This is a genomic window from Streptococcus sp. Marseille-Q6488, from assembly GCF_946902925.1.
GTDB lineage: Bacteria > Bacillota > Bacilli > Lactobacillales > Streptococcaceae > Streptococcus.
This window is the reverse complement of the sequence record NZ_CAMPPZ010000014.1, coordinates 1-14309: the sequence shown is the minus strand read 5'-3', so window position 1 is coordinate 14309 and position 14309 is coordinate 1. Positions and strand designations below refer to the sequence as shown.

Below are 14309 nucleotides of genomic sequence, written 5' to 3'. Positions count from 1 at the left end.
GCTTTGTTACTTGAAAAATATATAAAAACCGAGACTCAGTATTAAACTCTTAGTCTCGGTTTTGCTATTCCTTAAAGAATAGCTAGGTTTATTTCAATTGATCTGTAATGTCTTTTGATAGCAACATTCCCAGATGATAAGTTTTATTGATATAAGCAATGACATCATTGATATTTTCAGTCGTGTGAATTTTCTCTTTGATATCAGTCCTAAATGTTTCATCCTTTAAAAGTTGTTCTTGGTAGAGTTTTTGCAGTCTCTCCTTCTCGTACTTATTGAGCAGAAAAAGGAAGACCAAGCTAATTACAACGAGGACATAAGCGTATTGGCTCATAGGAAATCTCCCTGTATGATAAAGAAGTAGTAGTGAGTAGATTGAATTAGTGAAGCGATTAGGCAAATCAATCGCCATAGTTACGACGTCATGGCCTCTAAATCGATTATATTTAGGAGCCATGGCTAGTGAAGCAGTTAGCTAGTCCGCATATAAGCGGCTAGCGTCTAACAATTAGGAACTTTAGTTCCAATAACTTTAAGATTACGACGTTCTGGAACATAAATCGATAATATTATGTCACAGAACTAGTGAAGCGCCTGGCCAAATACCTGATAGGATTTGGTGTTAGTTACTTAGATTGCTTTACAATCAAGTAATTAAAAGATTACGACATGAGCCTAACCAAATCGATATTATTTGGTTAGGTGAATTAGTAAAGCGTTTAGGCAATTCGCCATATAGCGATTGCCGTCAAGAGACTAGGAACTTTAGTTCCAGTCTCTTGTAACGATTTACATCTTCTCTGGAGCTTCTACTCCAAGCAAGCGAAGGGCTTCTTTGAGAACAACTGCGGTTGCGTAGCTAAGGGCTAGACGGCTGTCGCGTTCTGGACTTTCATCCAAGATGCGCGTATGTGCATAGTATTTGTTGAAGGCTTGAGCCAGACTAATTGCAAATTTAGCAATGATAGAAGGTTCAAAGTTATCCGCCGAACGGTTGATAATACGTGGGAAGTCTTGGATGAGTTTGATGATTTCCCAACTTTCAGCATCATTCAAGCTATAGTTGCCAGCTGTTTCTGGTTTGAAATCTGCTTTGCGCAAGATAGATTGGATACGAGCGTAGGCGTATTGAACATAAGGTCCAGTTTCACCCTCGAAGGATACCATAGCCTCTAAGTCGAAGTCGTATCCATTTGTACGGTCGGTTTTGAGGTCATAGAATTTAATGGCTCCAACCCCAACAGCATGCGCTACCTGGTCTTTGTTTTCAAGTTCAGGATTTTTAGCCTCGATTTGGGCCTTGGCACGACTAACGGCCTCTGCAACAGTTGGTTCTAGCAAGATGACATTCCCTTTACGAGTGGAGAGTTTTTTCCCCTCTTTTGTAACTAAACCAAAAGGAACGTGAGTAATGTCGTTACTCCAGTCGTAGCCCATTTCTTGCAAGACAGCTTTGAGCTGTTTAAAGTGGGCAGATTGTTCTTGGCCAACGACGTAGATAGATTTAGCAAATTGGTATTCATTTTTACGGTAAAGGGCTGCAGCCAAGTCACGTGTAATATAGAGAGTTGCACCATCAGATTTCTTGATGAGGGCTGGATGTTCAATTCCATATTTCTCAAGATTCACAACTTGGGCACCTTCTGACTCAACAAGAAGGCCTTTTTCAGAAAGAATGTCTACAACTGCATCCATCTTATCGTTGTAGAAGGCTTCTCCGTTATAGCTGTCAAATTCGACTTGCAATTCATTGTAAAGGCGGTTAAATTCTACCAAACTTTCGTCACGGAACCATTGCCAAAGAGCGAGAGCTTCCTCATCTCCATTTTCAAGTTTACGGAACCATTCGCGTGCTTCTTCATCCAAGCTAGGGTCATTTTCAGCTTCAGCATTGATGCGGACATAGAGTTTAAGAAGTTCATCGATTGGATGAGCTTTTACAGCTTCTTCGTCGCCCCATTTTTTGTAGGCAACAATCAGCATCCCAAACTGTTTACCCCAGTCTCCCAAATGGTTGACCTTGACCGTTTGATAACCGATTTTTTGGAAAATATGTGACAAGCTATCTCCGATAACAGTTGAGCGCAGGTGACCAATAGAAAATGGTTTAGCGATATTGGGACTAGACATATCGATAACAACATTTTCTTGTTTACCAATATTTTGGTCAGCATAGTGCTCTTTTTCAGTGATAACAGCTTGCAATACTTGAGCAGAAATGGCAGATTTATCAAGGAAAAAGTTGACGTAAGGTCCTGTTGCAACAACTTTTTCAAAGGCTTGGCTGTTAATTTTTTCAGCCAGTTCAGCCGCAATCATTTGAGGTGCTTTACGTTCGACTTTTGCAAGAGAAAAAGCAGGGAAAGCAATGTCTCCCATTTCTGAGTTTTTAGGGGTTTCCAGTAAATTTAAAATAGCCTCTTGGTCCAGGCTATCAATGACGCTAGCCAATTCGCTAGCAATCAATTCTTTTGTATTCATTAAGAGCTCCTTTTTGGACTTTTCTACTATTTTATCACAATTTTAAAGAAAGAAGAAAAAATTTTTGAAATCTCCTATTTTTTTGGTATAATATAGTTATAAAATTAGTTATAAATATGCATATAAGAGGATTTTATGAGAAAAAGAGATCGTCATCAGTTAATAAAAAAAATGATTACTGAGGAGAAATTAAGTACACAAAAAGAAATTCAAGATCGGTTGGAGGCGCACAATGTTTTTGTGACGCAGACAACCCTGTCTCGTGATTTGCGCGAAATCGGCTTGACCAAGGTCAAGAAAAATGATATGGTGTATTATGTACTAGCAAATGAGACAGAAAAGATTGATTTGGTTGAATTTTTGTCTCATCATTTAGAAGGTGTTGCAAGAGCAGAGTTTACCTTGGTACTTCATACCAAATTGGGAGAAGCCTCTGTTTTGGCAAATATTGTAGATGCAAACAAGGATGAATGGATTTTAGGAACAGTTGCTGGTGCCAATACCTTATTGGTTATTTGTCGAGACCAGCACGTTGCCAAACTCATGGAAGATCGTTTGCTAGATTTGATGAAAGATAAGTAAGGTCTTGAGAGTTGCTCTCAAGACTTATTTTTGACAAGGAGAGACGAAAAATGGCGACAGAGAAGCTATCACCCGGCATGCAACAGTATGTGGATATTAAAAAGCAATATCCAGATGCGTTTTTGCTCTTTCGGATGGGTGATTTTTATGAATTATTTTATGAGGATGCGGTCAATGCTGCGCAGATTCTGGAAATTTCCTTAACGAGTCGCAACAAGAATGCCGACAATCCGATTCCTATGGCAGGTGTCCCCTATCATTCTGCCCAACAGTACATTGATGTCTTAATTGAGCAGGGCTATAAGGTAGCCATTGCAGAGCAGATGGAAGATCCTAAACAAGCAGTTGGGGTTGTGAAACGAGAGGTTGTTCAGGTCATTACGCCAGGGACAGTGGTTGATAGCAGTAAGCCGGACAGTCAGAACAATTTCTTGGTTGCCATAGACCGCGAAGGCAATCAATTTGGCCTCGCTTATATGGACCTAGTGACGGGTGATTTTTATGTGACAGGTCTTTTGGATTTCACGCTAGTTTGTGGGGAAATCCGCAATCTCAAGGCGCGCGAAGTAGTGTTGGGTTATGACTTGTCTGAGGAAGAGGAACAAATCCTTAGTCGTCAGATGAATCTGGTACTTTCCTATGAAAAAGAAGGCTTTGAAGACCTTCATTTACTGGATTCACGATTGGCATCTGTGGAGCAAGAGGCATCTAGTAAATTGCTCCAGTATGTTCATCGGACTCAGATGAGGGAATTGAACCACCTCAAACCTGTTATCCGCTATGAAATCAAGGATTTCTTGCAGATGGATTATGCGACCAAGGCTAGTCTGGATTTGGTTGAGAATGCTCGTTCGGGCAAGAAGCAAGGCAGTCTTTTCTGGCTTTTGGATGAAACCAAAACTGCTATGGGAATGCGTCTCTTGCGGTCTTGGATTCATCGCCCCTTGATTGATAAGGAACGAATTGTTCAGCGTCAAGAAGTGGTGCAGGTCTTTCTCGACCATTTCTTTGAGCGCAGTGATTTGACAGACAGTCTCAAGGGTGTTTATGACATTGAGCGCTTGGCTAGTCGTGTTTCTTTTGGCAAAACCAATCCCAAGGATCTCTTGCAGTTGGCGACCACCTTGTCCAGTGTGCCAAGGATTCGTGCGATTTTAGAAGGGATGGAACAACCTGCTCTAGCCTATCTCATCGAACAACTAGATGCCATTCCAGAGTTGGAGAGTTTGATTAGCTCAGCGATTGCTCCTGAGGCTCCTCATGTGATTACGGATGGAGGAATCATCCGGACTGGATTTGATGAGACTTTAGATAAGTACCGTCGCGTTCTCAGAGAAGGGACTGGTTGGATTGCTGAGATTGAGGCCAAGGAGAGAGGAAGCTCTGGTATCAGCACGCTCAAGATTGACTACAATAAGAAAGATGGCTACTATTTCCATGTGACCAATTCTCAACTGGGAAATGTGCCAGCCCATTTTTTCCGCAAGGCGACGCTGAAAAACTCAGAACGTTTTGGAACCGAAGAATTAGCCCGTATCGAGGGAGATATACTGGAAGCGCGTGAGAAATCAGCTAACCTAGAGTATGAAATCTTTATGCGTATTCGTGAAGAGGTCAGCAAGTACATCCAACGTTTACAAGCTCTAGCCCAAGGAATTGCGACAGTTGATGTCTTGCAAAGTCTAGCAGTTGTGGCCGAAACCCAGCATTTGATTCGACCTGAGTTTGGTGACGATTCACAAATCGATATCCAGAAAGGACGCCATGCTGTCGTTGAAAAGGTTATGGGGGCTCAGACCTATATTCCAAATACGATTCAGATGGCAAAAGATACCAGTATTCAGCTGATTACAGGGCCAAATATGAGCGGGAAGTCAACCTATATGCGCCAGCTGGCTATGACGGCGGTTATGGCTCAGTTGGGTTCTTATGTGCCAGCAGAAAGTGCCCATTTGCCGATTTTTGATGCTATCTTTACTCGTATTGGAGCAGCAGATGACTTGGTTTCAGGTCAATCAACCTTTATGGTGGAGATGATGGAGGCCAACAATGCCATTTCGCATGCGACTAAAAATTCCTTGATTCTTTTTGATGAATTGGGACGGGGAACTGCAACTTATGACGGTATGGCTCTTGCTCAGTCCATCATCGAATACATCCATGAGCATATCGGAGCCAAGACCCTCTTTGCGACCCACTACCATGAGTTGACTAGTCTGGAGTCTAGCTTGGAACACTTGGTCAATGTTCACGTGGCAACCTTGGAGCAGGATGGGCAGGTTACCTTCCTTCACAAGATTGAACCAGGACCAGCTGATAAATCCTACGGTATCCATGTTGCTAAGATTGCTGGCTTGCCAGCAGATCTTTTAGCTAGAGCGGATAATATTTTGACTCAACTAGAGAGTCAAGGTACAGAAAGTCCTGCTCCTATGAGACAAACAAATGCTGTCACAGAACAGATTTCACTCTTTGATACGACTGAAGAACATCCTATCTTAGCAGAATTGTCTAAACTAGATGTTTACAACATGACACCTATGCAGGCTATGAATGTATTGGTTGAGTTAAAACAAAAATTATAAAGTCAAGACTTGCCAGTCATTCTAGCTATATCAAGGAAACTTCTTTGACAAGTTCCCACTTTTTTGCTAGAATAACATCACACAAACAGAATGAGAAGGAGCTGACACATTGTCGCTCCCTTTTGTCTATTTTTTAAGGAGAAAGTATGCTGATTCAGAAAATAAAAACCTACAAGTGGCAGGCCTTAGCTTCGCTCCTGATGACAGGCTTGATGGTTGCTAGTTCACTTTTGCAACCGCGTTATCTGCAGGAAGTGTTAGACGCCCTCCTTGCTGGAAAATATGAAGCTATTTATAGTATCGGGGCTTGGTTGATTGGTGTGGCCTTGATCGGTCTGGTTGCTGGGGGGCTCAATGTTATCCTTGCAGCCTATATTGCCCAAGGAGTTTCATCTGACCTTCGAGAGGATGCCTTCCGTAAAATCCAAACCTTTTCTTATGCCAATATTGAACAATTTAATGCGGGAAATCTAGTCGTTCGCATGACAAATGACATCAACCAGATTCAGAACGTCGTCATGATGACCTTCCAAATTCTGTTCAGACTTCCCCTCTTGTTTATCGGTTCCTTTATCTTGGCGGTTCAAACCCTACCTTCTCTGTGGTGGGTGATTGTTCTCATGGTAGTCTTGATTTTTGGTTTGACTGCTGTCATGATGGGGATGATGGGACCTCGTTTTGCCAAGTTTCAAACCCTTCTTGAGCGCATCAATGCCATTGCTAAGGAAAATCTGCGCGGTGTTCGTGTGGTCAAGTCCTTTGTCCAAGAAAAAGAGCAGTTTGCTAAGTTTACGGAGGTTTCAGACGAGCTTCTCGGTCAAAATCTTTACATCGGTTATGCCTTTTCAGTAGTGGAACCCTTTATGATGTTGGTCGGTTACGGGGCGGTCTTCCTCTCTATTTGGCTGGTTGCAGGGATGGTTCAGTCGGATCCGTCAGTTGTTGGCTCCATTGCTTCCTTTGTCAATTACCTAAGCCAGATTATCTTTACCATTGTTATGGTTGGATTTTTGGGAAATTCTGTCAGCCGTGCCATGATTTCTATGCGTCGTATTCGAGAAATTCTGGATGCAGAGCCAGCTATGACTTTCAAGGATGTCCCAGATGAAGAGTTGGTCGGTAGTCTTAGCTTTGAAAATGTGACCTTTACCTATCCAATGGACAAGGAACCGATGCTGAAAGATGTGAGCTTTACTATTGAACCTGGTCAAATGGTTGGTGTGGTTGGAGCAACTGGTGCAGGGAAGTCAACCTTGGCTCAATTGATTCCACGTCTCTTTGATCCACAGGAAGGGGCCATCAAAATTGGAGGCAAGGATATTCGCGAAGTGAGTGAAGGAACCCTGCGTAAAACAGTGTCTATCGTTCTTCAACGTGCCATTCTCTTTAGTGGAACGATTGCTGATAACTTGAGACAGGGTAAGGGAGATGCTACTCTATTTGAAATGGAGCGCGCAGCCAATATTGCCCAAGCCAGTGAATTCATTCATCGTATGGAGAAAACCTTTGAGAGTCCAGTTGAGGAACGGGGAACCAACTTTTCAGGTGGGCAAAAACAAAGGATGTCGATTGCGCGTGGGATTGTCAGCAATCCGCGTATTCTGATTTTTGACGATTCGACCTCGGCCTTGGATGCTAAGTCAGAGCGCCTAGTTCAAGAAGCCTTGAATAAGGACTTGAAGGGAACAACAACCATTATCATCGCGCAAAAGATTAGCTCGGTTGTCCATGCAGACAAGATCTTGGTACTGGATCAAGGACGATTGATTGGTCAAGGCACGCATGCAGACTTGGTTGCCAACAATGCCGTTTACCGTGAAATCTACGAAACACAGAAAGGAAAGGAGGAGTGAAATGAAGACAGTTCAATTTTTTTGGCATTATTTTAAAGTCTATAAGCTATCATTTGTAGTCGTCATCCTGATGATTGTTCTGGCGACTCTTGCCCAAGCTCTCTTTCCGGTCTTTTCTGGACAAGCAGTGACGCAGTTAGCTAATTTAGTTCAAGCTTATCAAGATGGCAATCCAGAACTTGTTTGGCAAAGCCTATCAGGAATCATGGTCAATCTTGGTCTGCTGGTTTTGGTTCTCTTTATCTCCAGTGTCATATACATGTGTCTCATGACGCGCGTGATTGCAGAGTCGACCAACGAGATGCGCAAAGGCCTCTTCGGTAAGCTTGCTCGGTTGACGGTTTCTTTCTTTGACCGCCGACAAGATGGCGATATCCTATCTCGTTTTACTAGTGATTTGGATAATATCCTCCAAGCCTTTAATGAAAGTCTGGTTCAGGTCATGAGTAATATTGTTTTATACATTGGTCTGATTCTTGTCATGTTTTCGAGAAATGTAACCCTGGCCCTCATCACTATTGCCAGCACACCAGTAGCCTTCCTCATGCTGATTTTCATCGTGAAAATGGCACGCAAATACACCAACCTCCAGCAGAAAGAGGTAGGGAAGCTCAACGCCTATATGGACGAGAGTATTTCAGGTCAAAAAGCTGTTATTGTGCAAGGAATTCAAGAGGATATGATGGCAGGATTTCTTGAACAAAATGAGCGCGTGCGCAAGGCGACCTTTAAAGGAAGAATGTTCTCAGGAATTCTTTTCCCTGTCATGAATGGGATGAGCCTGGTTAATACAGCCATCGTCATCTTTGCTGGTTCAGCTGTACTTTTGAATGATAAGTCTATTGAAACAAGTACAGCCCTAGGTTTGATTGTTATGTTTGCCCAATTTTCACAGCAGTACTACCAGCCTATTATCCAAGTTGCAGCTAGTTGGGGAAGCCTTCAGTTAGCCTTTACAGGTGCTGAACGGATTCAGGAAATGTTTGACGCAGAGGAAGAAATCCGACCTGAAAAGGCTCCAATCTTCACTAAGTTGCAAGAAGGTGTTGAAATCAGCCACATTGATTTCTCATATTTGCCTGATAAACCTATTTTGAAAGATGTCAGCATTTCCGCTCCGAAAGGTCAGATGACAGCGGTTGTTGGGCCGACAGGGTCAGGGAAAACGACTATTATGAACCTCATCAATCGCTTTTATGATGTTGATGCTGGTGGTATTTATTTTGATGGCAAAGACATCCGTGACTATGATTTGGATAGTCTCAGAAGCAAGGTGGGAATTGTCTTGCAGGATTCGGTCTTGTTTAGCGGAACGATTCGAGACAATATCCGTTTTGGTGTGCCAGATGCTAGTCAAGAAATGGTTGAGGCAGCAGCCAAGGCAACCCATATCCACGACTACATCGAAAGCTTGCCTGATAAGTACGATACTCTTATCGATGATGACCAGAGCATCTTCTCGACAGGGCAGAAACAATTGATTTCTATCGCTCGAACCTTGATGACAGATCCAGAAGTTCTCATTCTCGATGAAGCCACTTCAAACGTAGATACGGTGACAGAAAGCAAGATTCAGCATGCCATGGAGGCGGTTGTAGCAGGCAGAACCAGTTTCGTCATTGCCCACCGTTTGAAGACCATCCTCAATGCAGACCAGATTATTGTCCTTAAAGATGGAGAAGTCATTGAACGCGGTAACCACCATGAACTTTTGAAACTAGGTGGCTTCTACTCAGAACTCTATCACAATCAATTTGTTTTTGAATAAGAAAAAGTTGTCCTATGTGGGCAGCTTTTTCTTGCCCATAAAAAATTTTTATCACAGCCTTAAAAAAAACATATTAGACGAAAGGCTTTTTGAGTGATATGATAGGACTATCGTTATACTCAATGAAAATCAAAGAGCAAACTAGGAAACTAGTCGCAGGTTGCTCAAAGCACTGCTTTGAGGTTGTGGATAGAACTGACGAAGTCAGTAACCATACCTACGGTAAGGCGACGCTGACGTGGTTTGAAGAGATTTTCGAAGAGTATTAATATTCGAAAGGAGAGACATCATGGCTAGAACGGTTGTAGGAGTTGCTGCAAATCTATGTCCCGTAGACGCAGAAGGCAAAAACATTCATTCATCTGTATCTTGTAGATTCGCAGAGAGCATTCGTCAAGTCGGTGGTCTCCCTTTAGTCATTCCTGTTGGTGATGAGTCAGTTGTACGCGATTATGTGGAAATGATTGACAAACTCATTTTGACAGGCGGTCAAAATGTCCACCCTCAGTTTTATGGAGAGAAAAAGACCATCGAGAGCGATGATTACAATCTAGTGCGTGATGAATTTGAATTGGCCCTCTTGAAAGAAGCGCTTCGTCAGAATAAACCAATTATGGCAATCTGTCGCGGTGTTCAACTTGTCAATGTTGCCTTTGGTGGAACCCTCAATCAAGAAATCGAAGGTCACTGGCAAGGGCTACCTTTCGGAACATCTCACTCTATTGAGACAGTAGAAGGAAGCGTGGTGGCTAAGCTATTTGGGAAAGAAAGTCAGGTCAACTCCGTCCATCGTCAAAGCATTAAAGATTTGGCACCTAATTTCCGTGTAACTGCTATTGATCCAAGAGACCAAACTATTGAAGCGATTGAGTCTATCGACGAGCACCGCATTATCGGTTTACAGTGGCATCCAGAGTTTCTGGTTAATGAAGAAGATGGCAATTTAGAATTATTTGAGTATTTATTGAATGAACTGTAACGACTGGAACATCTAGTCGTTCTTTCTTTTATTTTTTCAAAATTTTTGGAATGTGGGATTTTTACGCAAACGTTTGAATTCTGATAAAAATTGGAGAAATTCGACAAAAAAACTTGAAAAAAACGAAGGTAAGCGTTATGATAGAAAAGAAGAAATATTGGAGGAATAACATGTCACATATTAAATTTGATTATTCAAAAGTTTTAGACAAATTTGTTGCACCACATGAAGTGGAATACATGCAATCACAAGTAACAGCAGCAGATGAATTGATCCGTAAAGGAACTGGTGCTGGTAGCGACTTTTTGGGATGGTTGGACCTTCCTGAAAACTACGACCGTGAAGAATTTGACCGCATCTTGAAAGCTGCTGAGCAAATCAAATCAGACAGCGATGTTTTGGTTGTAATCGGTATCGGTGGATCTTACCTTGGTGCCAAAGCAGCAATCGACTTCTTGAACCACCACTTTGCTAACTTGCAAACAAAAGAAGAACGCAAAGCTCCACAAATCCTTTACGCAGGAAACTCAATCTCATCTACTTACCTTGCTGACTTAGTAGAGTATGTAGCTGACAAAGACTTCTCAGTAAACGTGATTTCTAAATCAGGTACAACAACTGAACCAGCGATTGCTTTCCGTGTCTTCAAAGAACTTTTGGTTAAGAAATACGGTCAAGAAGAAGCTAACAAACGTATCTATGCAACAACTGACCGCCAAAAAGGTGCTGTTAAGGTTGAAGCAGATGCTAACGGTTGGGAAACATTTGTTGTTCCAGATGACATCGGTGGACGCTTCTCAGTATTGACAGCTGTTGGTTTGCTTCCAATCGCTGCTTCAGGAGCTGACATCAAAGCCCTTATGGAAGGTGCTAACGCAGCTCGCAAAGACTACACTTCAGACAAAATCTCTGAAAACGAAGCTTACCAATATGCAGCTGTTCGTAACATCCTTTACCGTAAAGGCTATGCAACTGAAATCTTGGTAAACTATGAGCCATCACTTCAATACTTCTCAGAATGGTGGAAACAATTGGCTGGTGAATCAGAAGGAAAAGACCAAAAAGGTATCTACCCAACTTCAGCCAACTTCTCAACTGACTTGCACTCACTTGGTCAATTTATCCAAGAAGGAACTCGTATCATGTTTGAAACAGTTGTCCGTGTTGACAAACCTCGTAAAAACGTGATTATTCCTAGCTTGGAAGAAGATCTTGATGGACTTGGTTACCTTCAAGGAAAAGACGTTGACTTTGTAAACAAAAAAGCGACTGATGGTGTTCTTCTTGCCCACACAGATGGTGATGTACCAAACATGTACGTGACTCTTCCAGAGCAAGATGCTTTCACTCTTGGTTACACTATCTACTTCTTCGAATTGGCTATCGCCCTTTCAGGTTACTTGAATGCTATCAACCCATTTGACCAACCAGGTGTTGAAGCTTACAAACGTAACATGTTTGCCCTCCTTGGAAAACCAGGATTTGAAGAATTGAGCAAAGAACTTAACGCACGTCTATAATAGAAGAAAAGAGTGGTTTGTCCACTCTTTTTACTCTCTTTATCCATAGAAATTGGACTCAGCCAAGACTTGTGATATAATATAGAGAGCAAAAAGGCAGACGCCTAGAGACTTTATAGGAGAAACTATGTCAAAAGATATCCGCGTACGTTACGCACCAAGTCCAACAGGACTACTACACATCGGGAATGCCCGTACAGCATTGTTCAACTACCTTTACGCACGTCATCATGGTGGAACTTTTATCATTCGTATCGAAGATACTGACCGTAAACGTCATGTCGAGGATGGTGAACGTTCACAACTTGAAAACCTTCGCTGGTTAGGTATGGATTGGGATGAAAGCCCAGAAACACATGAAAATTACCGCCAGTCTGAGCGTTTGGACTTGTATCAAAAATACATCGACCAACTGTTAGCTGAAGGAAAAGCCTACAAATCTTACGTTACAGAAGAAGAGTTGGCAGCTGAACGCGAACGCCAAGAAGCAGCTGGTGAAACACCACGCTATATCAATGAATACCTTGGCATGAGTGAAGAGGAAAAAGCGGCTTACATCTCAGAACGTGAAGCAGCAGGAATCATCCCAACGGTTCGTTTGGCTGTCAATGAGTCAGGTATCTACAAGTGGCATGATATGGTCAAAGGTGATATCGAATTTGAAGGTGGCAATATCGGTGGTGACTGGGTTATCCAAAAGAAAGACGGTTACCCAACTTACAACTTTGCCGTTGTCATCGATGACCATGATATGCAAATCTCCCATGTTATCCGTGGAGACGACCACATTGCCAACACACCAAAACAGCTTATGGTCTATGAAGCACTTGGTTGGGAAGCTCCAGAGTTCGGTCATATGACCTTGATTATCAACTCTGAAACTGGGAAAAAATTGTCTAAACGTGACACCAACACCCTTCAGTTTATCGAAGACTACCGTAAAAAAGGTTATTTACCAGAAGCAGTCTTTAACTTTATTGCTCTTCTTGGTTGGAACCCAGGTGGCGAAGATGAAATCTTCTCTCGTGAAGAACTCATTAAACTTTTCGATGAAAACCGCCTGAGCAAGTCTCCAGCAGCCTTTGACCAGAAAAAACTCGACTGGATGAGCAATGACTATATCAAGAATGCAGACCTAGAAACTATCTTTGAAATGGCAAAACCATTCTTAGAGGAAGCAGGCCGTTTAACTGACAAGGCTGAAAAATTAGTTGAGCTATATAAACCACAAATGAAATCAGTAGATGAGATTATCCCATTGACAGATCTCTTCTTCTCAGATTTCCCAGAATTGACCGAAGCAGAGCGTGAAGTCATGGCGGGTGAAACAGTCCCAACAGTTCTTGAAGCCTTTAAAGCAAAACTTGAAGCGATGACAGATGCAGAATTTGTGACAGAAAATATTTTCCCACAAATCAAAGCTGTCCAAAAAGAAACAGGTATTAAAGGGAAAAATCTTTTCATGCCTATTCGTATTGCTGTTTCAGGTGAAATGCATGGTCCAGAATTGCCAGATACGATCTTTTTGTTAGGCCGTAAAAAATCAATCCAGCATATCGAAAATATGTTAAAAGAAATCTCTAAATAAGAAGGATGTAATAATGGACATCTGGGAAAAGATGTACGAAGAAGCACAGAAATTATATAATCCACATGAAGTATCTGATTTTGTTTATGCTAACCATGTCGTAGCCGCAGTAGAAGCAGAAGATGGACAAATATTTACAGGTTTCTGTATGGAGGGAACCTGTGGTGTTTTCCATCTCTGCGCAGAGCGTGCGGCACTCTTTAATATGTATCAATTCTCGGGACAAACTAAGGTTAAAAAAGTCTTAGCCTTTCGAGACAAACCACCTTATGGTGGAAGTTCGGGTATGCCTTGTGGCGCTTGCAGAGAGTTCCTCTTAGAGTTGAACGCTGAAAATAAGGACGCAGAATTCATGATGGACTACGATACAAGAAAGACGGTGAAAATCGCAGAACTAATCCCATATTGGTGGGGAGAAGAACGTGCTTCTAAGTTTAATAATCAATAGAAGAGTCAGTATAATTCTGGCTCTTTTTACTTAATTTGAAAAAAGATAAAAAAAGTTGTTGACAAGTTAGAAAAAGTCTGTATAATAGTAAGAGTTGAAAATAACAGCTCAGGTCCGTTGGTCAAGGGGTTAAGACACCGCCTTTTCACGGCGGTAACACGGGTTCGAATCCCGTACGGACTATGGTATGTTGTGGTTGCGGCACTTGATGAAAAAAGATCAAAAAAAGTTTCAAAAAAGTGTTGACAAGCGAAAGCGTCTGTGATATACTAATATAGTTGTCACTTGAGAGAAGCGAGTGACAAAGACCTTTGAAAACTGAACAAGACGAACCAATGTGCAGGGCACTACAACTAAGGTTGTAGTACTGAACAATGAAAAAAACAATAAATCTGTCAGTGACAGAAATGAGTGAGAACTCAAACTTTTAATGAGAGTTTGATCCTGGCTCAGGACGAACGCTGGCGGCGTGCCTAATACATGCAAGTAGAACGCTGAAGGAGGA

Annotated in this window: 11 protein-coding genes, 1 tRNA gene and 1 rRNA gene; 11 read left to right on the top strand and 2 right to left on the bottom strand. The window is 42.1% G+C overall.

The genetic code is table 11. From position 1 onward, the window contains the following. Positions 1-88: 88 nt before the first annotated feature. Complete coding sequence (locus tag OVN23_RS07280) at positions 89-334, bottom strand: hypothetical protein (protein ID WP_000084870.1); 246 nt, start codon at positions 332-334, stop codon at positions 89-91. Positions 335-789: 455 nt separating this feature from the next. Next, positions 790-2481, bottom strand: a complete 1692-nt coding sequence (gene argS, locus OVN23_RS07275) for an arginine--tRNA ligase (RefSeq protein ID WP_267240889.1) — start codon at positions 2479-2481, stop codon at positions 790-792. 135 nt (positions 2482-2616) lie between these two features. Here argS and argR point away from each other — a divergent pair, with 135 nt between their 5' ends. The 11 genes from argR to OVN23_RS07220 form a co-directional block, all read left to right on the top strand. Beyond that, positions 2617-3063, top strand: coding sequence for an arginine repressor (argR, locus tag OVN23_RS07270; RefSeq protein WP_001231476.1), 447 nt, complete (start codon positions 2617-2619; stop codon positions 3061-3063). A gap of 50 nt (positions 3064-3113) precedes the next feature. Beyond that, on the top strand, positions 3114-5648 hold the full coding sequence (gene mutS / locus OVN23_RS07265) for a DNA mismatch repair protein MutS (protein WP_267240888.1): 2535 nt from the start codon (positions 3114-3116) through the stop codon (positions 5646-5648). A gap of 146 nt (positions 5649-5794) precedes the next feature. Then, positions 5795-7501, top strand: coding sequence for a multidrug efflux ABC transporter subunit PatA (patA, locus tag OVN23_RS07260; RefSeq protein ID WP_267240887.1), 1707 nt, complete (start codon positions 5795-5797; stop codon positions 7499-7501). 1 nt (position 7502) lies between these two features. Beyond that, a complete protein-coding gene (gene patB / locus OVN23_RS07255) occupies positions 7503-9269 on the top strand; it encodes a multidrug efflux ABC transporter subunit PatB (protein ID WP_173214523.1) in 1767 nt (588 codons plus the stop codon). A 122-nt stretch (positions 9270-9391) separates the two neighbouring features. Then, on the top strand, positions 9392-9538 hold the full coding sequence (locus OVN23_RS07250) for a hypothetical protein (RefSeq protein WP_191994110.1): 147 nt from the start codon (positions 9392-9394) through the stop codon (positions 9536-9538). Between the two features lie 20 nt (positions 9539-9558). Continuing rightward, positions 9559-10248: a gamma-glutamyl-gamma-aminobutyrate hydrolase family protein gene (locus OVN23_RS07245; protein ID WP_000124770.1), complete on the top strand. Its 690-nt coding sequence runs from the start codon at positions 9559-9561 to the stop codon at positions 10246-10248. A 170-nt stretch (positions 10249-10418) separates the two neighbouring features. Beyond that, the gene (locus tag OVN23_RS07240; RefSeq protein WP_000018268.1) at positions 10419-11768 is read left to right on the top strand and encodes a glucose-6-phosphate isomerase; all 1350 of its coding nucleotides are present in this window, start codon (positions 10419-10421) and stop codon (positions 11766-11768) included. Positions 11769-11895: 127 nt separating this feature from the next. Then, the gene (gltX, locus tag OVN23_RS07235) at positions 11896-13356 is read left to right on the top strand and encodes a glutamate--tRNA ligase (protein ID WP_049515880.1); all 1461 of its coding nucleotides are present in this window, start codon (positions 11896-11898) and stop codon (positions 13354-13356) included. A gap of 13 nt (positions 13357-13369) precedes the next feature. Then, the gene (locus OVN23_RS07230; RefSeq protein WP_049515878.1) at positions 13370-13804 is read left to right on the top strand and encodes a cytidine deaminase family protein; all 435 of its coding nucleotides are present in this window, start codon (positions 13370-13372) and stop codon (positions 13802-13804) included. 111 nt (positions 13805-13915) lie between these two features. Continuing rightward, positions 13916-13987: transfer RNA gene (locus OVN23_RS07225), tRNA-Glu, on the top strand. 243 nt (positions 13988-14230) lie between these two features. Further along, positions 14231-14309: ribosomal RNA gene (locus OVN23_RS07220) — 16S ribosomal RNA — on the top strand; the annotation flags it as partial.

Excerpts from the sequence above, each read along its gene's own strand:
- OVN23_RS07280 (WP_000084870.1), bottom strand. The coding sequence starts at position 334 with ATGAGCCAATACGCTTATGTCCTCGTTGTAATTAGCTTGGTCTTCCTT.
- OVN23_RS07230 (WP_049515878.1), top strand. The coding sequence starts at position 13,370 with ATGGACATCTGGGAAAAGATGTACGAAGAAGCACAGAAATTATATAAT.
- OVN23_RS07240 (WP_000018268.1), top strand. The coding sequence starts at position 10,419 with ATGTCACATATTAAATTTGATTATTCAAAAGTTTTAGACAAATTTGTT.
- argR (WP_001231476.1), top strand. The coding sequence starts at position 2,617 with ATGAGAAAAAGAGATCGTCATCAGTTAATAAAAAAAATGATTACTGAG.
- patB (WP_173214523.1), top strand. The coding sequence starts at position 7,503 with ATGAAGACAGTTCAATTTTTTTGGCATTATTTTAAAGTCTATAAGCTA.
- OVN23_RS07245 (WP_000124770.1), top strand. The coding sequence starts at position 9,559 with ATGGCTAGAACGGTTGTAGGAGTTGCTGCAAATCTATGTCCCGTAGAC.
- gltX (WP_049515880.1), top strand. The coding sequence starts at position 11,896 with ATGTCAAAAGATATCCGCGTACGTTACGCACCAAGTCCAACAGGACTA.
- mutS (WP_267240888.1), top strand. The coding sequence starts at position 3,114 with ATGGCGACAGAGAAGCTATCACCCGGCATGCAACAGTATGTGGATATT.
- OVN23_RS07250 (WP_191994110.1), top strand. The coding sequence starts at position 9,392 with ATGAAAATCAAAGAGCAAACTAGGAAACTAGTCGCAGGTTGCTCAAAG.
- argS (WP_267240889.1), bottom strand. The coding sequence starts at position 2,481 with ATGAATACAAAAGAATTGATTGCTAGCGAATTGGCTAGCGTCATTGAT.
- patA (WP_267240887.1), top strand. The coding sequence starts at position 5,795 with ATGCTGATTCAGAAAATAAAAACCTACAAGTGGCAGGCCTTAGCTTCG.